This window comes from Mycobacterium sp. E3298 (genome assembly GCF_001666895.1).
Lineage (GTDB): Bacteria > Actinomycetota > Actinomycetes > Mycobacteriales > Mycobacteriaceae > Mycobacterium.
In genome coordinates this window covers 1-20,876 of the sequence record NZ_LZJB01000117.1, presented here as the reverse complement: position 1 = coordinate 20,876, position 20,876 = coordinate 1, and the positions used below count along the sequence as shown (strand labels likewise).

At 69.2% G+C, this 20,876-nt stretch carries 21 protein-coding genes and 1 pseudogene; 12 read left to right on the top strand and 10 right to left on the bottom strand.

The genetic code is table 11. The features are described from left to right. Window positions 1-7 precede the first annotated feature (7 nt). Window positions 8-1,204, bottom strand: coding sequence for an acyl-CoA dehydrogenase family protein (locus tag A9X05_RS05390; protein WP_067779765.1), 1,197 nt, complete (start codon window positions 1,202-1,204; stop codon window positions 8-10). 60 nt (window positions 1,205-1,264) lie between these two features. Between A9X05_RS05390 and A9X05_RS05385 the strand changes: the two genes are divergently transcribed. Then, window positions 1,265-1,912, top strand: a complete 648-nt coding sequence (locus A9X05_RS05385) for a TetR/AcrR family transcriptional regulator (RefSeq protein ID WP_156736484.1) — start codon at window positions 1,265-1,267, stop codon at window positions 1,910-1,912. Window positions 1,913-1,915: 3 nt separating this feature from the next. On the opposite strand, the gene A9X05_RS05380 is transcribed toward A9X05_RS05385, so the two are convergent. Further along, window positions 1,916-2,557: a helix-turn-helix domain-containing protein gene (locus A9X05_RS05380; RefSeq protein WP_067754634.1), complete on the bottom strand. Its 642-nt coding sequence runs from the start codon at window positions 2,555-2,557 to the stop codon at window positions 1,916-1,918. A gap of 80 nt (window positions 2,558-2,637) precedes the next feature. Here A9X05_RS05380 and A9X05_RS05375 point away from each other — a divergent pair, with 80 nt between their 5' ends. The 6 genes from A9X05_RS05375 (at window position 2,638) to A9X05_RS05350 (ending at window position 10,034) form a co-directional block, all read left to right on the top strand. Further along, entirely contained in the window at window positions 2,638-4,155 is a 1,518-nt protein-coding gene (locus A9X05_RS05375) for an MFS transporter (RefSeq protein ID WP_067754557.1), read from the top strand. Next, window positions 4,152-5,228 carry an NmrA family NAD(P)-binding protein gene (locus A9X05_RS05370; protein WP_067779762.1) on the top strand — a complete coding sequence of 359 codons (1,077 nt, stop codon included), beginning with the start codon at window positions 4,152-4,154 and terminating at the stop codon, window positions 5,226-5,228. Before A9X05_RS05375 ends, A9X05_RS05370 begins: the two co-directional genes overlap by 4 nt. After that, window positions 5,225-6,037, top strand: a complete 813-nt coding sequence (locus A9X05_RS05365) for a class I SAM-dependent methyltransferase (RefSeq protein ID WP_067779759.1) — start codon at window positions 5,225-5,227, stop codon at window positions 6,035-6,037. The genes A9X05_RS05370 and A9X05_RS05365 overlap by 4 nt, the downstream gene beginning before the upstream one ends. Then, entirely contained in the window at window positions 6,034-6,837 is an 804-nt protein-coding gene (locus A9X05_RS05360; protein ID WP_067779756.1) for a class I SAM-dependent methyltransferase, read from the top strand. The genes A9X05_RS05365 and A9X05_RS05360 overlap by 4 nt, the downstream gene beginning before the upstream one ends. 93 nt (window positions 6,838-6,930) lie before the next feature. Next, window positions 6,931-7,671 carry a beta-phosphoglucomutase family hydrolase gene (locus tag A9X05_RS05355; protein ID WP_067779754.1) on the top strand — a complete coding sequence of 247 codons (741 nt, stop codon included), beginning with the start codon at window positions 6,931-6,933 and terminating at the stop codon, window positions 7,669-7,671. Further along, on the top strand, window positions 7,668-10,034 hold the full coding sequence (locus A9X05_RS05350; protein ID WP_067779751.1) for a glycoside hydrolase family 65 protein: 2,367 nt from the start codon (window positions 7,668-7,670) through the stop codon (window positions 10,032-10,034). Before A9X05_RS05355 ends, A9X05_RS05350 begins: the two co-directional genes overlap by 4 nt. 3 nt (window positions 10,035-10,037) lie before the next feature. On the opposite strand, the gene A9X05_RS05345 is transcribed toward A9X05_RS05350, so the two are convergent. Next, the gene (locus A9X05_RS05345) at window positions 10,038-10,604 is read right to left on the bottom strand and encodes a TetR/AcrR family transcriptional regulator (protein ID WP_067779748.1); all 567 of its coding nucleotides are present in this window, start codon (window positions 10,602-10,604) and stop codon (window positions 10,038-10,040) included. Between the two features lie 61 nt (window positions 10,605-10,665). On the opposite strand from A9X05_RS05345, the gene A9X05_RS05340 reads away from it, so the two are divergent. Beyond that, complete coding sequence (locus A9X05_RS05340) at window positions 10,666-11,559, top strand: TauD/TfdA family dioxygenase (protein ID WP_067779787.1); 894 nt, start codon at window positions 10,666-10,668, stop codon at window positions 11,557-11,559. Here A9X05_RS05340 and A9X05_RS05335 read toward each other — a convergent pair. The 3 genes from A9X05_RS05335 to guaB form a co-directional block, all read right to left on the bottom strand. Then, window positions 11,556-13,292: a GMC oxidoreductase gene (locus tag A9X05_RS05335; protein WP_067754540.1), complete on the bottom strand. Its 1,737-nt coding sequence runs from the start codon at window positions 13,290-13,292 to the stop codon at window positions 11,556-11,558. The two genes, A9X05_RS05340 and A9X05_RS05335, sit on opposite strands and share 4 nt — an antisense overlap. 100 nt (window positions 13,293-13,392) lie before the next feature. Continuing rightward, window positions 13,393-14,520 carry a GuaB3 family IMP dehydrogenase-related protein gene (locus tag A9X05_RS05330; protein WP_067754536.1) on the bottom strand — a complete coding sequence of 376 codons (1,128 nt, stop codon included), beginning with the start codon at window positions 14,518-14,520 and terminating at the stop codon, window positions 13,393-13,395. 7 nt (window positions 14,521-14,527) lie between these two features. Then, a complete protein-coding gene (gene guaB, locus A9X05_RS05325; protein WP_067779745.1) occupies window positions 14,528-16,117 on the bottom strand; it encodes an IMP dehydrogenase in 1,590 nt (529 codons plus the stop codon). 162 nt (window positions 16,118-16,279) lie between these two features. Here guaB and A9X05_RS05320 point away from each other — a divergent pair, with 162 nt between their 5' ends. Next, window positions 16,280-16,690, top strand: coding sequence for a DUF5319 domain-containing protein (locus A9X05_RS05320; protein ID WP_067280469.1), 411 nt, complete (start codon window positions 16,280-16,282; stop codon window positions 16,688-16,690). Here A9X05_RS05320 and A9X05_RS05315 read toward each other — a convergent pair. The 3 genes from A9X05_RS05315 to A9X05_RS05305 form a co-directional block, all read right to left on the bottom strand. Then, window positions 16,687-17,445: an anti-sigma-D factor RsdA gene (locus tag A9X05_RS05315; protein ID WP_197498936.1), complete on the bottom strand. Its 759-nt coding sequence runs from the start codon at window positions 17,443-17,445 to the stop codon at window positions 16,687-16,689. The genes A9X05_RS05320 and A9X05_RS05315 overlap by 4 nt on opposite strands. Continuing rightward, window positions 17,432-18,007: a sigma-70 family RNA polymerase sigma factor gene (locus A9X05_RS05310; RefSeq protein WP_066945594.1), complete on the bottom strand. Its 576-nt coding sequence runs from the start codon at window positions 18,005-18,007 to the stop codon at window positions 17,432-17,434. Before A9X05_RS05310 ends, A9X05_RS05315 begins: the two co-directional genes overlap by 14 nt. Before the next feature lie 90 nt (window positions 18,008-18,097). Further along, on the bottom strand, window positions 18,098-18,919 hold the full coding sequence (locus tag A9X05_RS05305; RefSeq protein ID WP_067779742.1) for a hypothetical protein: 822 nt from the start codon (window positions 18,917-18,919) through the stop codon (window positions 18,098-18,100). A gap of 354 nt (window positions 18,920-19,273) precedes the next feature. Here A9X05_RS05305 and A9X05_RS05300 point away from each other — a divergent pair, with 354 nt between their 5' ends. The 3 genes from A9X05_RS05300 to A9X05_RS05295 are packed head-to-tail and all read left to right on the top strand — an operon-like array spanning window position 19,274 to window position 20,507. Next, on the top strand, window positions 19,274-19,582 hold the full coding sequence (locus tag A9X05_RS05300) for a WhiB family transcriptional regulator (RefSeq protein WP_046184677.1): 309 nt from the start codon (window positions 19,274-19,276) through the stop codon (window positions 19,580-19,582). Window positions 19,583-19,597: 15 nt separating this feature from the next. Next, window positions 19,598-19,729, top strand: coding sequence for a hypothetical protein (locus A9X05_RS32495; RefSeq protein WP_255369118.1), 132 nt, complete (start codon window positions 19,598-19,600; stop codon window positions 19,727-19,729). A 37-nt stretch (window positions 19,730-19,766) separates the two neighbouring features. After that, window positions 19,767-20,507, top strand: a complete 741-nt coding sequence (locus tag A9X05_RS05295; RefSeq protein ID WP_067779740.1) for a superoxide dismutase family protein — start codon at window positions 19,767-19,769, stop codon at window positions 20,505-20,507. Window positions 20,508-20,707: 200 nt separating this feature from the next. Here A9X05_RS05295 and A9X05_RS29405 read toward each other — a convergent pair. Continuing rightward, window positions 20,708-20,857, bottom strand: a pseudogene (locus A9X05_RS29405) (hydrogenase); the annotation flags it as partial. Window positions 20,858-20,876 lie beyond the last annotated feature (19 nt).

Sequence of the window (20,876 nt, the reverse complement as noted above, 5' to 3'; positions counted from 1 at the left end):
GCCCGCCTCACATCAGGTGCGTGGGCTGCGCAATGCCGAATCGGGTGCCGGCGTAGCGCTTCAGCGCCGCCGGGCTGAAGTACACGTGCTGGCCGGCGGTGTGCAGGTCGCGGAAGCATCGTTGCAGGGGGTGCCCTGCGTGCACCGCGCCCGCCCCGGCCAAGCCGAACGCCGTGTCGACCGCGTGGCGCGCCGCTCGCATCGCCTGCTGGGCGGCGAGCTGGAAGCCGGCGCGCTGCTGAAGCGGCGGCGGATCGCCGGCCCGGGCGGTTTCCCACAGGGCGCCCGCCTCGTCGAGGACGAAGGCGCGGGCGGATTTCAAACCGGCGTCGGCCCGGGCGAACTCGACTTGGGCGGCGGGGTCGGCGGCGAGCGGCTCGAACGTGCCGGCGCGCGCCTTCGTCGGTGCGAGGTCGGCGAATTCGTCGAGTGCGCGCCGCGCGATCCCGAGCGGGACGCCGACCAGGCCCACACCCACCAGGGTGAAGAACGGCAGCCGCCACAACGGGCCGTCCCGGCGGGCCGGTTCGAAGAACGGGCTGATGGTGTGTTCCTCGGCGACGTGCACGCCGCGCGCAACCACGTCGTTGCTGCCGGTGGCGCGCAACCCCAGGACGTCCCAGTTGTCGACGATCTCGACGTCCGCGCGCGGGAAGAACGCCAGGCGCCAGTCGGGGCCGCGCCCGGGCAGCATCCGCGGCGCGTCACCGTCGAAGACGAACATCCCGCCCAGCATCCATTCGGCGTGGCGGCAACCGCTGGCGAACGGCCACCGGCCGTCGACCGCGAACCGGCCGCGGCCGTCCGGGACGGCGCGCCCGGTGGGGGCGAACACCGTGGCCGCCAGGAAGTCGGCGTCCGGACCGAACAGCGCTGCTGCGGCGACGGGTTCGAGCCAGGCGGTGAACGCGGGCGCGCCCGCCCCGATCGCCGCGACCCAGCCCACCGAACCGTCGGCGCGCGCAAGTTCCTCGATCATCTCGATGAACTCGACTGGGGCCACTTCGAATCCGCCGAGCGAGCGCGGTTGAACGGCACGGAAAATGCCCGCGCCGCGCATCCGCTCGACCAGATCGATCGGCAAGGTGCCCAGCGCCTCGGCCTCGGCGGCGCGCCGCGTGATTTCGGGGGCCAGGGCACGCGCCACGTCGGCGGGATTGGCGCCGTCCGAAAGGCCGGCGGCGTGGCGGGTTGCGGTTCTCATCTCAAGCTCCCCAATTCTGATACAGTGAACTGTAATAGATACAGGAGCATGTACTCAATTATGGGATCTGTCAAGCGCGAGCCCCCCCGCCGGTACGACTCGACCCGTCGCAGGCAGCAGGCGCAGCACAACCGGCACGCGGTGCTGGCGGCCGCCCGGCGGCGCTTCCTGGCCCAGGGGTACGCGGCGACGACGATCGCCGAGATCGCCCGCGATGCCGCCGTGTCGGTCGAAACGGTGTACAAGACGTTCGCGACCAAGGCCGGCGTGTTGAAAGCGCTCTTCGATGTGTCGGTCGCCGGCGATGACGAGCCGATCCCGATGGTCGAGCGCGACGTCATCCAGGAGGTGGCCGACGCCACCGAGGCCGTCGACAAGCTGGAGCTCTACGCCAAGCACCTGGTCGCCAGCATGCCGCGCAGCGCACCGGTCCAGCTGCTCGCCCGCGACGGCGCCGCGGTGTCGCCGGACGCCGCCGCCGTCTGGAAGCAGATCAGGGACGAGACCCTGACCGGCATGACGATGTTCGCCTCCGACCTCGCCCGCACCGGGCAGCTGCGGGTCAACGCCAGACAGGCGCGAGACATCCTGTGGACCTATCACGCACCCGAGCTCTACGAGCTGCTCGTGCTCGAACGCGGCTGGTCGGTCAGCCGCTATGGCAAGTTCATCGCGCAGGCGTGGATCGACGCCCTGCTCGTCCGGTGAGTCCTACAGCCCGAACGCCTGCCGCACCGCGCCGACGGTTTGTGGATCACCTTCGAAGTTGACGCGCCGCAGCGCCGCCCGTCGCTTCGCGTCGCTCACGCCCAGGCGCGCGCCGACCAGATCCGCGGCGCTGGCGGTGATCGTCACCGAAGGCTCGCCACGAGCGCCGGCGAGCCGCCCCTGCGTCACGGCGAATTCGAAACGGCGGCCGTCGATGTCGATGCGGATCGTCGCCTCCAGGCCGGCCGCCCCGGCCGAATCGAAGCCGAGCAGGAATCCGGCCAGGAAACCGTTCAAGGGCGTTCCCGGCCCGTCCCCGATCGGGTCCATCCGGTCCAGCCCGAACAACGCGACGCTCCGCAGCACGGGCAGGACCCGCTGCCAGCCCAGGTCGCTGAGCGTGTAGACGGTGCGCCCGATCGGGGCGGGCAGGTCGGTCCGGTCGACGATCCCCGCCTCCTGCAATTCCTTCAGCCGCTCGGCCAGCAGATTGGTCGCAATGCCCGGCAGCGCGTCGCGCAGGTCACCGTAGCGGCGCGCGCCGCCGACCAGCTCGCGCAGGATCAGCAGCGTCCACCGCTCGCCGAGGACGTCGAGGCCACGCGCGATCGGGCAATTCTGGTTGTAGTTCCTGCGGGACGCCACCACGCCAGTCTACCTAACGGCAGACGTCTTTTTCAACTTACTACTTGGTTTATTTGTCTAGGAGCTTTAACGTCTTGTCCATGCCTATCGACCCGCTATTCCGGAACCGGCCGATCGCCGCGCTGGCCGTCATCTGCCTCGGTGTCTTCGTCATCAGCGTCGACGCCACCATCGTCAACGTCGCGCTGCCGACGCTGTCGCGCGAACTCGGGGCCGACACCGCCCAGCTGCAGTGGATCGTCGACGCCTACACCCTGGTGATGTCCGGCCTGCTGCTCTCGGCGGGCAGCCTGTCCGACCGGTACGGCCGGCGGGGGTGGCTCAACTCCGGGCTCGCACTCTTCGCCGCCACGTCCGCCCTTGCGGCACAGGCGAATTCGGCCGACCAGCTGATCGCCGCACGCGCCGCCATGGGCGTGGGCGCGGCGGTGATCTTTCCGACCACGCTCGGACTGATCACCAACATCTTCACCGACGCGGGCGCGCGCGCCAAGGCGATCGGGCTGTGGGCGGCGATGGTGGGCGTCGGGGTGGCCGTCGGACCGATCAGCGGTGGCTGGCTGCTCGAACACTTCTGGTGGGGCTCGATCTTCATGGTCAACATCCCCGTGGCCGCCGTGGCCATCATCGGCGGCTTCCTCTTCGTTCCGACCTCGCGCGACCCGGCCGCCCCGCGCGTCGACGTCCCCGGGCTGATCCTGTCCGCCGCCGGGATCACCGCCCTCGTCTACACGGTCATCCAGGCGCCCACCTGGGGATGGACCAACGGCCGGACCGCGGCCGGATTCGCCCTTGCGGCAACGGTCCTCGCCGTGTTCGCCTTGTGGGAGCGGCGCACCACGCATCCGATGCTTGACGTCTCGGTGTTCGTCAACCGCCGGTTCTCCGGCGGCAGCCTTGCGGTGACCGCCGGCTTCCTGACCTTGTTCGGGTTCATCTTCGTCATCACCCAGTACTTCCAATTCATCAAGGACTACACCGCGTTTCAGAGCGGCGTGCGGCTGCTTCCGGTCGCCGCCTCCATCGCGCTTGCCAGCATCCTGGGGCCCCGGCTGGTGGAACGAATCGGCACCACGGCCGTCGTCGCCGCCGGCCTCACCGTGTTCGCCGCCGGCCTGGCGTGGGCGTCCACGGCGAACGCCGCCACACCCTACGACCAGATCGCCATGCAGATGCTGCTGCTCGGTGGCGGCCTCGGCCTGACCGTTTCCCCGGCGACCGAGGCGATCATGGGGTCGCTGTCGGTGGACAAGGCCGGCGTCGGTTCGGCCGTCAACGACACCACGCGCGAACTCGGCGGCACGCTCGGGGTGGCCATCGCCGGCAGCATCTTCGCGTCGGTGTATTCCGGGCATCTCGGGGCGGATGCCTTGACCGGGCTGCCCGCCGAGCCAATGCGGCACTCGATGGCGCTGGCGCACAGGGTGATTCAGCAACTGCCCCCGCCACAAGCCGGCTATGTCCGCGGCGTCGTCGATCACGCATTCCTCGACGGTCTGCGGGTGAGCTCGCTGGTATGCGCCGGCATCGCACTGGGCGCCGCAATCGTCGTCGGCTGGTTGTTGCCGGCGCGTCAAACCGAAAGGGAAGTGTCATGAACGGTCGTGTGTTGGTAACCGGCTCCACCGGCAGAATCGGCGCTGCGGTCGCTGCCCAACTGCTGGATAAGGGGGTCGCCACCAGGGCCATGGTGCACCGTGAGGACGCGCGCAGCGCACGGCTGCGCGAGCTGGGCGCCGATGTGGTCGTCGCCGATATGTTTGACATCCAACAGGTTACGGCTGCGATGGACGGTGTCGATCGGCTCTACTTCAACCCGCCGTATCATCCTCACGCGCTCGATAGCGCAGTTGCCTTCGCGGTCGCCGCGCGGCGGACCGGCACGCAGGCGGTGGTGGCGCTCGGCCAGTGGACGGCCAGCCCGGAGCACCCTTCGTTGATGACCAGGCAGGCCTGGCTGACGGACAAGCTTTTCGAGCTTCTGCCGGACACCGCGCATGTGGCCGTCGATCCGGGATACTTCGCCGACAACTACCTGCAGCTGGCCGGAATGGCGGCGCAGCTGGGCGTGCTACCGACGCCGACCGGAGCACGCCGAAACGCGCCCCCGTCGAACGAAGACATCGCCCGCGTGGCGGTCGGCGCGCTCCTTGACCCGCACCGTCACGACGGTCGGTCCTACCGCCCGACCGGACCGGCGCTGCTATCGGGACCCGAGATCGCCGACGCGCTAGGCGAGGCGTTGGGCCGGCGGGTGCGCCACATCGAGATTCCGCCATGGATGTTCATGCGCGCCGTGCGGGTCAGCGCAAAACGACTCGGCGCCGACCTGTTCTTCCAGTCCAGCCTGCGGCACTACCTGCCTGAATACGGCCTGGGCACCTGGGAGATAAGCGCCCCCACCACGCATGTGCGTGACGTCGCGGGCGTCGAACCCGAGGATTTCCTGACCATCGCACGCCGCTATGTCGGCCCCGAGACACGGCGCACTCCGGGCAATTTCATGCGCCAGCTCGGCAACTTTCTGTTGACCGGACTCGTACCCATGCACCGGCTGGACAAATTCGACAGGCTCCAACAACATCCGCAACCCGCCCACCCCCTGCTCTCCGGCGAATCCGTGGTGTGGCGGAAGGAGCACACCACACCAGAGAGGATCGGAACACGATGAACGGCAGCACGTATGTTCTCGGCCACGCCGACGCGGAGGTGCGGCGGCTGCTCCTGCAGGGCAGGCTCTACAACGACTACACCGAGCACGCGCTGCGCCTCGCCGGCCTGCGCCCGGGGATGCGGGTGCTCGACATCGGCAGCGGGCCCGGCGACGTCTCGTTCATCGCGACCCGGCTGGTCGGCCCGACCGGGAGCGTCCTGGGGGTGGACGCCGCACCCGAGATGGTCGAGCTGGCCCGCGCCCGTGCGGCCGAACAGGGCCTGGGCACAGTACGTTTCATCCACTCCGCAATTGACGCGATCGAGCTGCACGAGCCCGTCGACGCGATCGTCGGCCGGTTGATCCTCATGCACCTGCCCGATCCGGCGACCGCCCTCGGCCGGCTCAGCTCGTTCGTGCGCCCCGGCGGCGTGATCGCGTTCTCCGAGAACGACATTGCCGCTGCGCGCAGCGTCCCGGAGATACCGCTATTCGGTCAGGTGATATCGGGGATCGTGCGGGCCTTCGAGGCCATGGGCCTGTCCGCGCGGTTCGGCACCACGCTGCACACGATCTTCGCCGACGCCGGCCTGGGCTCGCCGAGGCTCACCATCGGCGCGCCGATCGGGACGGCCGCCGACGCCGACGTCCTGGCGTACGGCGCGGAAGTCTGGCGGCTGGTCTCCCCCATCGCACAACAGGGCGGCTTCGCCATCGACGAGGTCGCCGACATCGGCAACTTCGTGCCGCTCTTCCGCGAGCAGGCGATCGCGGCCGACGCCCTCATCATGATGCCGCCCATCATCACGGCCTGGGTGCAGAAGTGAACGACACGATTGCGAGCCAGTACTCGACCGGCCTGTCGCGCGGCCAGATCGAGCGGGCGCTGATCTCGGCCGGTAAGGACCTGGACCGGCTGGCCCCGGCTGACCTGGGCCTGCTGGAGGACTTCCACACGATGGGCCGCGTGGCGACCGGACAGCTGGTGGACCTGGTGGGGATCACCGGTGACAGCGAGGTGCTCGATGCCGGCAGCGGCGTCGGCGGCACCGCCCGCTACGTCGCCGACCGCTACGGCTGCCACGTCACCGCGGTGGATCTCACCGCCGAATATTGCGAAACGCACCGCTGGCTCAATCGGCTCGTCGGGCTCGACGGCCGGATCTCCGTTCACCAATCCGACGTCACCGAACTCCCGTTCGCCGACGGCACTTTCGACGTCGTCATCAGCCAGCACGTCCAGATGAACGTGGCCGACAAGGCGCGCCTCTATTCCGAGGCGCACCGAGTGCTCAAGGACGGCGGACGGCTTGGCTTGTGGGACATCACAACCGCCGGAGCGGGTGCGCTCGACTTTCCCCTGCCGTGGGCCGACGCGCCCGCGCGCAGCCATCTGGTGACGCCCGGCGCGCTCCGCGCCGCCGTGCAGTCGGCGGGGTTCGTCGTCGAGCAGTGGAACGATCTCACCGACCAGGCCAGCGCGTTGATGCAGGCGATCCTCGCCCAGCCGTTTAGCCCGCTGGGGCTGCACGCCTTCGTCACCGACTTCGACCGCAAGGCCGGCAACCTCACCCGGGCGCTGGCCGACGGACGGCTTCGCGCCATCCAGGCGGTGTGTGTGAGGTGAAACCGGCGGGCCAGGTGGCGCGCTGATTGCTCGGCGTGGTGGAGTGGGTATCGCTTAACTAGTCGTCTTCAGACCAGGAAGCGAGGTCCGCCCGTGCTGGGTCTGCCCGAGAAGGTGCACGCCTGTCTGTTCGACCTCGACGGGGTGCTCACCGACACCGCGAGCGTGCATACCAAGGCCTGGAAGGCCATGTTCGACGACTACCTGGCGGAGCGGGCCAAGCGCACCGGCGACGAATTCGTCCCCTTCGATGCGGCCGCCGACTACCGCCAGTACGTGGACGGCAAGAAGCGCGAGGACGGCGTCCGGTCGTTCCTGCAGAGCCGCGGGATCGAGCTACCCGACGGCAGTCCCGACGATCCGGCGGACGCCGAGACGGTGTACGGCCTGGGCAACCGCAAGAACGACATGTTCCAGAAGGTATTGCGCGAGGACGGCGTCGAGGTGTTCGAAGGCTCACGCCGGTACCTGGAGGCGGTCTCGGCCGCGGGCCTGGGAATCGCCGTGGTGTCCTCGAGCGCCAACACCCGCGACGTCCTGGAGATCACCGGCCTGGACCAATTCATCCAGCAGCGGGTCGACGGCGTCACGCTGCGCGACGAGCACATCGCCGGCAAGCCGGCGCCGGACTCCTACCTGCGGGGGGCCGAGCTGCTCGGCGTCGACGCCGACGCGGCGGCCGTTTTCGAGGACGCGATCTCGGGCGTGCAGGCCGGCCACGCCGGGAACTTCGGTTACGTGGTCGGAGTCGACCGGGTGGGACAGGCCGACGATCTGCGCCGCAACGGCGCCGACGTGGTGGTCACCGACCTCGCCGAGCTGCTGCCCTCATGATCACCGACGAATCGTTTCCCGTTGATCCATGGCACGTCTGCGAAACCCAGCTCGACCTGAACATCCTGGCCCAGTCGGAGTCGTTGTTCACCTTGTCCAACGGGCACATCGGGCTGCGCGGCAACCTCGACGAGGGTGAGCCCTACGGCCTGCCCGGCACCTACCTGAACTCCTTCTACGAAATCCGGCCGCTGCCTTACGCCGAGGCCGGCTACGGCTACCCGGAGGCCGGCCAGACGATCGTCGACGTCACCAACGGCAAGATCATCCGCCTGCTGGTCGAGGACGAGCCCTTCGACGTCCGTTACGGCGAATTGCTCTCCCACGAGCGGGATCTCGACATGCGCGCCGGGACGATGACCCGCCGCACGCACTGGCGCTCCCCGGCGGGCAAGGAAATCCGGCTGGTGTCCACCCGCCTGGTGTCGCTGGTGCAGCGCGGGGTAGCCGCCATCGAATACGTCGTGGAAGCGGTCGGCGACTTCGTCCGCGTGACGGTGCAATCCGAACTGGTCACCAACGAGGACCAACCGCAGACCTCGGGCGACCCGCGGGTGTCGGCCATCCTGGAGAACCCACTGGTGGCCGTCGACCACGAAAACACCGACACCGGGGCGCTTCTCATGCACCGCACCCGCAGCAGCGCGCTGATGATGGCGGCCGCGATGGACCACGAGATCGACGTTCCCGGACGCGTCGAGTTCAGCACCGACGCCCGCGAAGATCTGGCGCGGACCACCGTGATCTGCGGTCTGCGGGCCGGGCAGAAGCTGCGCATCGTCAAGTACCTGGCATACGGCTGGTCGAGCATGCGCTCCCGCCCGGCGCTGCGCGACCAGGCCGCCGCCGCCATCCACAGCGCCCGCTACAGCGGATGGCAGGGACTGCTGGAAGCGCAGCGCGCCTACCTGGACGACTTCTGGGACTGCGCCGACGTCGAGGTCGAGGGCGATCCCGAATCCCAGCAGGCGGTGCGGTTCGGGCTCTTTCACCTGTTGCAGGCCAGCGCGCGCGCCGAGCGCCGCGCGATCGCGGCCAAGGGGCTCACCGGAACCGGCTACGACGGCCACGCCTTCTGGGACACCGAGGGTTACGTGCTGCCGGTGCTCACCTACACCGCGCCGCACGCGGTCGCCGACGCGCTGCGGTGGCGGGCGTCGACGCTGGATCTCGCCAAGGAGCGGGCGGCCGAACTCGGCCTCGAGGGCGCCAGCTTCCCCTGGCGCACCATCCGCGGGCAGGAATGCTCGGCGTACTGGCCGGCCGGCACCGCGGCCTGGCATATCAACGCCGACATCGCCATGGCCTTCGAGCGCTACCGCATCGTCACCGGTGACGATGAGCTCGAAAAGCATTGCGGCCTCAAGGTTCTCGTCGAAACGGCACGGCTGTGGGTGTCGCTCGGCCACCACGATCGGCACGGCGTCTGGCACCTCGACGGCGTCACCGGCCCCGACGAGTACACCGCGATCGTGCGGGACAACGTCTTCACCAACCTGATGGCCGCGCACAATCTGCGCACCGCCGCCGAGGCCTGCAACCGCCATCCCGAGGCGGCGGAGGCCCTGGGGGTCACCACCGAGGAGACGGCGTCCTGGCGCGACGCGGCCGACGCCGCCAACATCCCCTACGACGCCGGCCTGGGGGTGCATCAACAGTGCGAGGGGTTCACCACGCTGGCGGAGTGGGATTTCCAGGAAAACCACTCCTATCCGTTGCTGTTGCATGACCCGTACGTGCGGCTCTACCCCGCGCAGGTGATCAAGCAGGCCGACCTGGTGCTGGCGATGCAGTGGCAGAGCCACGCGTTCACCCCGGAACAGAAGGCCCGCAACGTCGACTACTACGAGCGGCGCATGGTGCGCGACTCGTCGCTGTCGGCCTGCACCCAGGCGGTGATGTGCGCCGAGGTCGGCCACCTGGAATTGGCGCACGACTACGCCTACGAGGCCGGGCTGATCGACCTGCGCGATCTGCACCACAACACCCGCGACGGCCTGCACATGGCCTCGCTGGCCGGCGCCTGGACGGCGCTGGTGGGCGGCTTCGGCGGGCTGCGCGACGACGAGGGCATCTTGTCGCTGGATCCCGCACTGCCCGATGGCATTTCGCGGTTGCGGTTCCGGCTGCGGTGGCGCGACTTCCGGGTCACGGTCGACGTCAGCCATTCCGACGTCACCTACACGGTGCGCGACGGGCCGGGCGGCCAGCTCACCATCCGGCATGCGGGTGAAGAGGTCACCCTGAGCACCGATACGCCCAAAACCATTGCGGTGCGGCCGCGCAAGCCGCTGCTGGCGCCCCCGCAGCAGCCCCCGGGCCGCGAGCCGCTGCACCGCCGGGCGCTGACCCGCAACAAGTAACGGTTAGCCCGGGTTGAGGATCCGGGCCACCTCGGCCCGCACGGCCTCGCGTATTTCGTCGTCCGTCAGCTCGTCGAGCCCGGTGGCCGAGCGCAGGATCGGCGCGAACAGCCGCCACCCGAATTGCAGCGCAAGCGCGTTCGCCACGGCGAGCCGCGCCTCGGTCTCGTTGTCGTGCAGCGGCAGCACCCAGTCGAGGAAGGTCGCGACGGTGGGGAAGCGCGTCTGCAGCTGACCCGCCGGATACCCGTCGAGCACGGTCCGGGCCATCACGCGCATCTGCCTGTCCAGGGCCCGGTCCAGCACGTCGGCGGGTGGCTCGGCGCTCAGCAGGGCGCTCAGGTCGGCCCCCAGGTGATCGAGCACGGCGCCCACGAGCTTGTCCTTGGTACCGAAATGACGGAACACCAGCCCGTGGTTGACGTTGGACCGCGCGGCGATGTCGCGGATCGAGGTCGCGGCAGGGCCCCGCTCGGCGAACAGCTCGGTGGCGGCCTCCAGGATCGCCGCCGCGACCTCCTCGCGCCCGGTGGGCACTTTCCCGCGGCCCCTTGCGGGCACTGTAGTCATATGTCTACACTAGCGGATGTAGTCAGTTGACTACACACCTTTCACGCGAGGACTGATGAAAATGATTGGCCAGATAACCGTCACCAAGCTGGGAAGCCGCATCGGCGCGCGGGTCGACGGGGTGCGCCTCGGGGGCGACCTCGACCCGGCCGCGGTCGACAAGATCCACCAGGCGCTGTTGACCCACAAGGTGATCTTCTTCCGCCACCAGCACCACCTCGATGACGCGCAGCAACTGGCGTTCGCCGACCTGCTGGGCACGCCCGTCGGCCACCCGGCCGCCGAGCTGCTCGCGGCCAAGAACGCGCCGGTCATCACCCCGATCAACTCCGAGTACGGCAAGGCGAACCGCTGGCACACCGACGTCACGTTCGTCGCGAACTACCCCGCGGCCTCGATCCTGCGCGCCGTCACCCTGCCCCGTTACGGCGGATCGACGCTGTGGACCAACACCGCGGCCGCGTATGACGACCTGCCCGAGCCGCTCACGTGGCTCGTCGACGACCTGTGGGCGCTGCACACCAACCGCTACGACTACATCGCCCCCGAGGCGTTGACCGACGCGCAGCGCGCGTTCCGGCAGGCCTTCGAAAAGCCGGACTTCCGGACCGAGCACCCGGTGGTGCGGGTGCACCCGGAGACCGGCGAACGCACGCTGCTGCTGGGAGACTTCGTGCGCGGGTTCGTTGGCCTGGACAGCTACGAATCAAGCGTGCTCTTCGAAATGCTGCAACGACGAATCACCAAGCCGGAGAACACTATTCGCTGGAACTGGGCGCCGGGCGACGTTGCCATCTGGGACAACCGGGCCACCCAGCACCGGGCGGTCGACGACTACGACGACCAGCCCCGGCTGATGCACCGGGTCACGCTGATGGGCGACGTGCCCTTCAACATCCACCGGGAACGCAGCCGGGTGGTCAGTGGCGCCCCGCTCGAGGCGATCGCCAGCTAGCCGGCCGAGGTCACCGGGGTGATCGGCAACCAGCGCAGCGCGCCCGGTGCGGTGGCCGGCACCACCGGGTGCTCCGGGGCGATCGGGTCCAGCCGGCGGTAGTCGTCACCCTGCGGCGGGCGCTGATCGCTCTCGCCCTTGTTCGGCCACAAGGAGGCGGCCCGCTCGGCCTGCGCGGTGATGGACAGCGACGGGTTGACACCCAGGTTCGCCGAGATCGCGGCGCCGTCGACCACGAACAACGTCGGGTAGCCGTAAACCCGGTGGTAGGGGTCGATGACCCCGTGTTCGGGGCTGTCGCCGATCGCCGCGCCCCCGAGGAAGTGCGCGGTCAGCGGGATGTTGAACAGCTCGCCCCAGGTGCCGCCGGCCACGCCGTCGACCTTTTCGGCGATGCGCCGGGTGACCCTGTTCCCGACGGGGTTCCAGGCCGGGTTGGGGTCCCCGTGTCCCTGCTTGCTGGTGTACCAGCGGATGCCCAGCTTGCCGCGCTTGGTGTAGGTGGTGATCGAGTTGTCCAGGTGCTGCATCACCAGGGCGATCAGGGTGCGTTCGCTCCACTGGTGGACGTTGAGCATCCGCATCATGCGGCGCGGATCCTCACGCGCCTGGTCCAGCAGCTGCTTCCAGCGCGGCACGTCGGTGCCCTCCGGGCCGGTGCCGTCGGTCATCAGCGTCTGCAGCAGGCCCATCGCGTTGGATCCCTTGCCGTAACGGCACGGTTCGACGTGGGTGTCCGACGTCGGGTGGATCGATGACGTGATGGCCACGCCGTGCGTCAGGTCCAGGTTCGGGTCGACCTCGAGCTTGCCGGCGCCGACGATCGACTCGGAGTTGGTGCGGGTCAGCACGCCGAGGCGCTCGGACAGCCGCGGCAACTTGCCCCGGTCGCGCATCTTGAACAGCAGATGCTGGGTTCCCCAGGTACCCGCGGCCAGGATCAGGTGCGTCGCGGTGAAGGTGCGCCGGTCCCGGCGCAGCCAGCTTCCGGTGCGCACGGTGCGGACCTCCCACAGCCCGTCGGACCGCTGCTGGAAACCCTTCACGGTTGTCATCGGAATGACCTGCGCCCCAGCCGATTCCGCCAGGCCGAGGTAGTTCTTCAACAGAGTGTTCTTCGCGCCGTAACGACAGCCCGTCATGCAGCACCCGCACTCCAGACAACCGGTGCGCTCCGGTCCCGCACCACCGAAATACGGGTCCGGCACGGTCTTGCCGGGCGTCTTGGTGCCCTCGGGCCCGAAGAACACCCCCACCGGGGTGGGCACGAAGGTGTCACCGCAGCCCATCTCGTCGGCGACCTCCTTCAGGACGCGGTCGGCGTCGGTGAAGGTCGGGTTCGTCACCACCCCGAGCATCCGTTTGGCCTGCTCGTAGTGCGGCATCAGCTCGTCGCGCCAGTCCGTGATGTGCGACCACTGCCGGTCGGCGAAGAACGGCTCCGGCGGCACGTACAGCGTGTTGGCATAGTTCAGGGAGCCGCCGCCCACCCCGGCGCCGGCCAGGATCAGCACGTTCTTCAGGGGATGGATCCGCTGAATGCCGTAGCAACCCAGCCTGGGGGCCCAGAGGAACTTGCGCAGGTCCCACGACGTCTCGGCGAAATCCTCGTCGGCGAAGCGGCGCCCGGCCTCCAATACGCCTACCCGGTAGCCCTTTTCGGTCAGCCGCAGCGCGCTGACGCTACCCCCGAACCCCGAACCGATGATCAGAACGTCGTAATCCGGCCTCATCGCACCAGTATGGCCTTACCGGCCGGTAATAAACCAGCTGCCCCGAACCCCGTCGCGCCAGTGTGCGGCTAGCTTCACACTCGCGGCGACGCCGCGGCGATCAGCTTCCGGTGGTCAGCCCGACCTTCTGGAACTCCTTGAGGTCGCAGTAGCCGGCCTTGGCCATCGATCGGCGCAGACCACCGACCAGGTTCAGCGAACCGAACGGGTCGTCGGACGGCCCGTTGAGCACCCGTTCCAGCGGCGGCCGCTCGCCCAGGGCGATCTGCAGCAACGCCCCGCGCGGCAACGACGGGTGCGCCGCCGCGGCTGGCCAGAACCAGCCCTCGCCCAGCGCCTCGGCGGCCTCGGCGAGCGGCGTGCCGAGCACCACCGCGTCCGCCCCGCAGGCGATCGCCTTGGCCAGCTCGCCGGAGGTGTGGATATCGCCGTCGGCCAGCACGTGCACGTAGCGGCCGCCGGTCTCGTCGAGGTATTCGCGCCGCGCCGCGGCGGCGTCGGCGATCGCGGTGGCCATCGGCACGCTGATGCCCAACACCTCGTCGCTGGTGGTGACGCCGCGGGTGGAGCCGTAGCCGACGATCACCCCGGCGGCCCCGGTGCGCATCAGGTGCAGCGCGGTGCGGTGGTCGAGCACCCCGCCGGCCACCACCGGGATGTCGAGCTCGGAGATGAAGGTCTTGAGGTTCAGCGGCTCGCCGTCGCTGGCCACTCTTTCCGCGGAGACGATCGTGCCCTGGATGACCAGCAGGTCGATGCCGGCCTGCAGCAGCACCGGGGTCAGCGCCTGGGCGTTCTGCGGGCTGACCCGCACCGCCGTGGTCACCCCGGCCTCCCGGATGCGCGCGACCGCGGCTCCCAGCAGGTCGGGATTCAGCGGCGCGGCGTGCAGTTCCTGCAGCAGCCGGATCGACGCCGACGGTTCGGGTTCCTTGGTGGCGGCCTCGACGAGCTGGGCGATCTTGCCCTGCACGTCGGCGTGCCGGCCGATCAGGCCCTCACCGTTGAGCACGCCCAGCCCGCCGAGGCGGCCGAGCTCGATGGCGAACTCCGGCGACACCAGCGCGTCGGTCGGGTGGGCCACCACCGGGATCTCGAAGCGGTAGGCGTCCAGCTGCCAGGCCGTGGACACGTCCTGGGAGGACCGGGTGCGCCGCGAGGGCACGATGCTGACTTCGCTCAGTTCATAGGTGCGACGGGCGTTGCGGCCCATCCCGATTTCGACCATGCCGGGCTCAGCGCGCGAAGTAGTTGGGCGCTTCGACGGTCATGGCGACGTCGTGCGGATGGCTTTCGCGCAGCCCGGCGGAGGTGATCCGGACGAACTGCGCCTGTTGCAGCGCCTCGATGGTGGGCGAGCCGGTGTAGCCCATCGCGGCGCGCAGGCCGCCGGTGAGCTGGTGGATCACCGAGGACAGCGGTCCGCGGAACGGCACCCGGCCCTCGATTCCCTCAGGCACCAGCTTGTCCTCGCTCAACGCGTCGTCGGCGAAGTAGCGGTCCTTGGAGTACGACTTCCCCCCACCGCGGCCCTGCATGGCGCCCAGCGACCCCATGCCGCGGTAGCTCTTGAACTGCTTGCCGTTGACGAAGATCAGCTCGCCGGGCGCTTCGGCCGTGCCGGCCAGCAGCGAGCCCAGCATCGCCGTCGAGGCGCCGGCCGCCAGGGCCTTGGCGATGTCGCCGGAGTACTGCAGCCCGCCGTCGGCGATCACCGGCACGCCCGCGGGCCCGCAGGCCGCGACCGCCTCCAGGATCGCCGTGATTTGTGGCGCGCCGACCCCCGCCACCACCCGGGTGGTGCAGATCGAGCCCGGCCCGACGCCGACCTTGACCGCGTCGGCGCCGGCGTCGACCAGCGCCAGGGCCGCGGACCGGGTGGCGACGTTCCCGCCGATCACCTCGACCTTCTCGCCCACCTCCGCCTTGAGCTTGCCGACCATGTCGAGCACCAGCCGGTTGTGCGCGTGGGCGGTGTCCACGATCAGGACGTCGGCCCCGGCGTCGACCAGCATCATCGCGCGGACCCAGGCGTCGCCGCCGACGCCGACGGCGCCGCCGACCAGCAGCCGGCCGTCGCTGTCCTTGGTGGCCAGCGGGTGCTGCTCGGTCTTGACGAAGTCCTTGACGGTGATCAGGCCGGTGAGCCGGCCGTGGCCGTCGACGACGGGCAGCTTCTCGATCTTGTTGCGGCGCAACAGGCCCAGCGCGGCGTCCGCGCTCACCCCCTCCTGGGCGGTGATCAGCGGTGCCTTGGTCATCACCTCGGCGACCTTGCGGGTCTGGTCGACCTCGAACCGCATGTCGCGGTTGGTGATGATGCCGACCAGCGCCCCGGTGTCATCGACCACCGGCAGGCCCGAGATCCGGAACCGGGCGCACAGCGCGTCGACCTGCGCCAAGGTGTTGTCCGGGCGGCAGGTGACCGGGTCGGTGACCATGCCGGCCTCCGATCGTTTGACCATCTCGACCTGGCCGGCCTGCTCGGCGACGGGCAGGTTGCGGTGCAGCACGCCCATGCCGCCCGCCCGGGCCATCGCGATGGCCATCCGCGACTCGGTGACCGTGTCCATGGCCGAGCTGACCAGCGGAACCTTGAGCCTGATCTTCTTGGTGAGCTGGCTGGACGTGTCCGCCGTGGCGGGAACCACATCGGATGCGGCCGGCAGCAGCAAGACGTCGTCGAAGGTGAGCCCCAGCATCGCGACCTTGTGCGGGTTGTCACCCCCGGTGGGCACCGCGTCGTCGACCAGCCCGCCAACGCGCACGTAGGGGCTGCCGACGAGGTCGGAGCTGTCTTCCAGGTGGGACATGCCACGGGTCATCGGCGGGGCCCTCCATACGATGCGGCGTGAGAACACCATCCTATCGGCACGCGCGCCCCTCGAGCCGCTGGCCGGGGCGCGCCGCGGGCGGCAAACGGTGCGGAAACGACGGGCGGCTTCCCTGCTGGCGTTATCCCGGCCGGGCTGCGTAGGCTAGTGTGCGTGCGCGATCACCTCCCACCGGGTTTGCCACCCGATCCTTTCGCCGACGACCCCTGCGATCCGTCGGCTGCGCTGGAAGCCGTAGAGCCGGGGCAACCCCTGGACGCCCAAGAGCGGATGGCGGTCGAGGCGGACCTGGCCGACCTGGCGGTTTATGAGGCCCTGTTGGCGCACAAGGGCATTCGCGGGCTGGTGGTGTGCTGCGACGAATGCCAGCAGGATCACTATCACGACTGGGACATGCTGCGGGCGAACCTGTTGCAGCTGCTGATCGACGGCACCGTACGCCCGCACGAGCCGGCCTACGACCCGGAACCGGACGCCTACGTCACGTGGGATTACTGCCGGGGATACGCCGACGCGTCACTGAACGAGGCCACCTCTTCCGACGCCGACGGATACCGCCGCTAGGGATTGTCCGGCGTGACCGCCGACGGGGCGGCCGTCTGGCCGTGATGCCGGTGCTTGCTCCATGACTGACTCGGCGACGGCGTGACCGACGGACCGGGGGAAGCGTCCGAGGGCGCCGGCGCCGCCGTCGGGACCGGGGTGGTCGGGGTCGACCACGCCGACGGGGTGTTGGCCGGCAGCGTCGCATTCGGGTTCCGCGATTGCACCTTGGCGTTCAACAGGTTCAGCTGATTCGTCAGCTCCTGTTTGCTGGCCGGGTCTTCGATCGACTGGACCAAGCTGCTCACCTCGGTCAGCTGATTGCGGGCCTGGTCCCACTCACCCCGGTCGATCGACTCCTGCACCTTGGCCAGATCGGCCCGGGCGGACAGCAAGGCCTGATGCTTCTCGTTGACGCGCGGCTGGTCGAAGAACATCGCGTGCAGTCCGTAGAGCGTCGTGCCGGGGCGGGCCTCGACCACCATGGCGCCGAAGCCGCTCATCACCAACAGCGCCGCGGCGACCGACCCGATCGTCGCGAGGCCCCGACGGCTGCGGCGGCGCTCGGCCAATCCGGCGCGCAGGGCGCCGACGGCCTCCTCGGCCGACACCAGCGCGCTGGCCGGTGGCCAGCGCAGGTTGTCGCGCCAGTCCTCCAGCAGGGTGGCCATCGCGTCGGTGTCGGGATCGCCGACGTGCACCGGCCGCCGCTCGGCGAGCGCGTCGAGGAGCAGATCGGTGCGGGCGAATTCGTCCAGGGATTCAGGCACAGTCACCTGCCGCGATCATCTCGGATTTGAGGCGGGACAGCGCGCGGTGCTGGGCCACCCGGACGGCTCCGGTGGTGCTGCCCACGGCGGACGCGGTCTCCTCGGCGGACAGGCCGACGACGACGCGCAGGATCAGGATCTCGCGCTGCTTGGCGGGCAGGATCTCGAGCAGTTCGCTCATCCGGCTGACCGAATCGGCTTCGATGGCCCGCTGTTCCGGGCCGGCGTCCGAAGACCAGCGCTCGGGGATCACTTCGGTGGGGTAGGACAGATCGCGGCCGGCGGCGCGATGGGCGTCGGCGACCTTGTGGGCCGCGATGCCGTAGAGGAAAGCGAGAAAGGGGCGTCCCCGGTCGCGGTAACGCGGCAGCGCCGTGATAGTCGCCAAGCACACCTCCTGTGCCACGTCATCCGCTGACAGGCCACCCCGCTCGACTGTCCCGACCCGCGCGCGGCAATAGCGCACGACAATCGGACGGATGGTCTCCAGCACCTCCCGTAGTGCGTTACTGTCCCCCGCCACGGCCTTGGCAACCACAGCGTCGAGACGATCCCCTTGAATTGTCATCGACGGCGGTATCTCCAACGTTACGAACCGGACACATCGCGGGCTAACCGGGCTAACTAACGAACTGACAATAACGGGCGCAAGGCCATTTCAAGCGGAACGCCACGTCGCACCGGCGCGCCGCACGTGGCCTGCGGAGACATCGCGAATTTCCCGCAGCTGTTGTGTCGAGAAGGTGACGCTTCCGAGATCAATCAGCAAGCACGCCAACGCCCACCGCAGCGGGACCAGCCCGAGCGCCCCGGTCGCGTCGAGCGCGCCGTCGGCCACCGCTCGGGCCCGGTCGACGGCCCCGGCGCTGCAGAGGGCGGCCGCCAGCACGACTTGGCTCTTCACCGCGTGCCGCGCGGACGCCACGGCCATGGCGCCGGCCAGGTCCACCGCTTCGTTCGCATGGCGGACGGCCGTTTCGCCGTCGCCCTGAGCCATCGCCAGCTCGGCGCCCACCCACCGTCGCCGTATCGGCAGCCGGTCGGGTATCGGTCCGGCGCCGCCCAGCACGGAATCCGCGCGCCGCAACAACGTCGCCGCGGCCGGGAAGCGGCCGACGCCCAGCGCGTCGGCCGCCAATCCGATGAGGGCGTCGCCGCACGCCTCGGGGTCCCCACCCGCCAGCGCCAGGGCGCGACCGTCCCAGCCCCGCGCCAGATCGTGCCAACCGAGTTGGCGCAGAAAGGATCCCTGCGTGCTGTGGGCCAGCGAGACCAGCCGCCCGGCGGGGGCGCTGCGCCGCAGCGCCGCCAGATCGCGGTAGGCGCTGCCGTAGCGGCCCTGTCCGCCGGCGGCGACGGCGCGCAGCCACAGGTCGTCGGGGGTGACCGCCGTCGGCAGCGGCCACGTGCCGGGCCGGTCGCCGAAGGCGGCGGCCGCCAACGCCCGGCCAATCACGAAAGTGTGACGAGTTTCAATCACGGCGATGGTAGTAAACAGTTTGTGCTGTTCGCGTTACCGAACTGTTAATCACAACGGGCCCTGTACTAATCGCGGCCGACCCTCCCCTGCCCCGTGAACTGGGAAATCTCGTTTCGGTCAAGTGCCTGGTAGCACGGAGCGTGTTTCGCCAATGGTTGACGTATGAACGCGACGTTAATTCTTTTATAACCATTACATACTTTGCCGGGCTAAGTGGCTATTGACGCAAATTCGCCGTCACCCCTAACGTCTACGCATGACGGGTAGTCATCGGTGACGCCGCTTCATTTCAGTTGCACAATCGCTTCGCGAACCTGACCTTACTGGGCGTGCCGTGCAGAGAGGGAGACACCAATGCCACAGCCGGAGCAGCTACCTGGACCCAACGCCGACATCTGGAACTGGCAACTGCAGGGCTTGTGCCGCGGCGTTGACTCGTCGATGTTCTTCCATCCCGACGGTGAGCGCGGCCGCGCCCGCATGCAGCGCGAGCAGCGCGCGAAAGAGATGTGCCGCCAGTGCCCGGTCATCCAGGAGTGCCGTTCGCACGCCCTGGAAGTTGGTGAGCCGTACGGGGTTTGGGGTGGCCTCTCGGAATCCGAGCGCGACCTGCTGCTGAAGGGCGACATCGGCCGCACGCGCGGCATTCGCCGCTCGGCCTAGGCGCGCACACCTCGGTTGAACGAATCGCCGTCGCGGCTGCTCGACGCGCTGGGCGACCGAATGGTCGAGCGCATCGGCCGATTGCGGCAGTCCACCATCAACAAGCTTCGCGTCCGCGGCCCGGCCGCCTTGCTGGGTTCGCTGTAGCCGTTTCAACCGCGACCAATTGGGGTAGGCCCGGCCCATGAACAAGGGCGTATCCCTCGCGGCCGTGGCGCTCGCCGCGACCATCGCACCATTGGCAGCATGCGCAAACCAGCAGGGTGGCCAATCCGGCACGTCGACGTCCTCCAGCGCGCCTCCGGGCACGGAGCGGATGACCACGCAGCTCAAGAGCACCGACGGAAACCAGGTCGGCACCGCCACCATCGATTTCGCGAACGGGTACGCGACCGTGACCGTGGAGGCCGGACCCAACCAGGTGCTGAGCCCGGGTTTCCACGCGCTGATGATCCACGCGGTCGGCAAATGCGAGGGGGACTTCGAGTCCGCGGGATCGGTCTACCAGGCGCAGGGTCACACGGGTTTCCCCGCCAGCGGTGACCTGACCGCCTTGCAGGTGCGCAACGACGGCTCGGCGAAACTCGTCACCACCACCAGCTTGCTCACGGCCTCGGACCTGAGAAACAGCTCGGGCACCGCGCTGATCGTGCACCAGAACGCCGACAACCTGAGCGGGGCTTCGACCGGTGAGTCGGGCAAGCGGGTGGCCTGCGGGGTGCTCGCCGCGGCGTCCGCGACGACGACGTCGTCCACCTCGACGACGACCTCCGTCACGACGATCACGACGACTACCGAAGTGCCGCCGCCGTCGACCAGCACCAGCACCAGCACCGTCACCGTCACCAGCAGCCCGAGCTACACGTCGACACTGCCGACCACGACCGTGACGACGCCGCCCAGCCTTCCGCCCGGAACCCGCTGACCCGGCACCGGCGCGGCCACGAGCCGCCACGACACATAAATCTCTGCGACGACACGCCGAGAACGCCCGCAGCCGTTTATGTCTCGCGAGGCAAGCAGATCGCGATAACGGCACACGCGCAGCGCCCGGGCCCCTAGTGTGCTGACATGCAGACGGTGCTGTTCACGCTCGGGCTGGTCCTGTTCTTGATCGGCCTGCTGACCGATCAGCACGAGGAACATGCCGTTGAGGACGGCCTCGAGGTGGCTCGACAGCGCCATGCGTGGATTCTTCAGCGCCGCGACCGCGAACCCGGTCAGCAGGCCGATCAAGAACAGGACCAGCCCGAGCGTGAACAGCACCGTCTGCATGTCAGCACACTAGGGGCCC

Bases quoted from the DNA above. Each gene is read 5' to 3' on its own strand.
- A9X05_RS05365 (WP_067779759.1), top strand. From the start codon at position 5,225: ATGAACGGCAGCACGTATGTTCTCGGCCACGCCGACGCGGAGGTGCGG.
- A9X05_RS05330 (WP_067754536.1), bottom strand. From the start codon at position 14,520: ATGGTCGAAATCGGGATGGGCCGCAACGCCCGTCGCACCTATGAACTG.
- A9X05_RS05390 (WP_067779765.1), bottom strand. From the start codon at position 1,204: ATGAGAACCGCAACCCGCCACGCCGCCGGCCTTTCGGACGGCGCCAAT.
- A9X05_RS05370 (WP_067779762.1), top strand. From the start codon at position 4,152: ATGAACGGTCGTGTGTTGGTAACCGGCTCCACCGGCAGAATCGGCGCT.
- A9X05_RS05345 (WP_067779748.1), bottom strand. From the start codon at position 10,604: ATGACTACAGTGCCCGCAAGGGGCCGCGGGAAAGTGCCCACCGGGCGC.
- A9X05_RS05385 (WP_156736484.1), top strand. From the start codon at position 1,265: ATGGGATCTGTCAAGCGCGAGCCCCCCCGCCGGTACGACTCGACCCGT.
- A9X05_RS05340 (WP_067779787.1), top strand. From the start codon at position 10,666: ATGATTGGCCAGATAACCGTCACCAAGCTGGGAAGCCGCATCGGCGCG.
- A9X05_RS05300 (WP_046184677.1), top strand. From the start codon at position 19,274: ATGCCACAGCCGGAGCAGCTACCTGGACCCAACGCCGACATCTGGAAC.
- A9X05_RS05335 (WP_067754540.1), bottom strand. From the start codon at position 13,292: ATGAGGCCGGATTACGACGTTCTGATCATCGGTTCGGGGTTCGGGGGT.
- A9X05_RS05350 (WP_067779751.1), top strand. From the start codon at position 7,668: ATGATCACCGACGAATCGTTTCCCGTTGATCCATGGCACGTCTGCGAA.
- A9X05_RS05375 (WP_067754557.1), top strand. From the start codon at position 2,638: ATGCCTATCGACCCGCTATTCCGGAACCGGCCGATCGCCGCGCTGGCC.
- A9X05_RS05295 (WP_067779740.1), top strand. From the start codon at position 19,767: ATGAACAAGGGCGTATCCCTCGCGGCCGTGGCGCTCGCCGCGACCATC.
- A9X05_RS05310 (WP_066945594.1), bottom strand. From the start codon at position 18,007: ATGACAATTCAAGGGGATCGTCTCGACGCTGTGGTTGCCAAGGCCGTG.
- guaB (WP_067779745.1), bottom strand. From the start codon at position 16,117: ATGACCCGTGGCATGTCCCACCTGGAAGACAGCTCCGACCTCGTCGGC.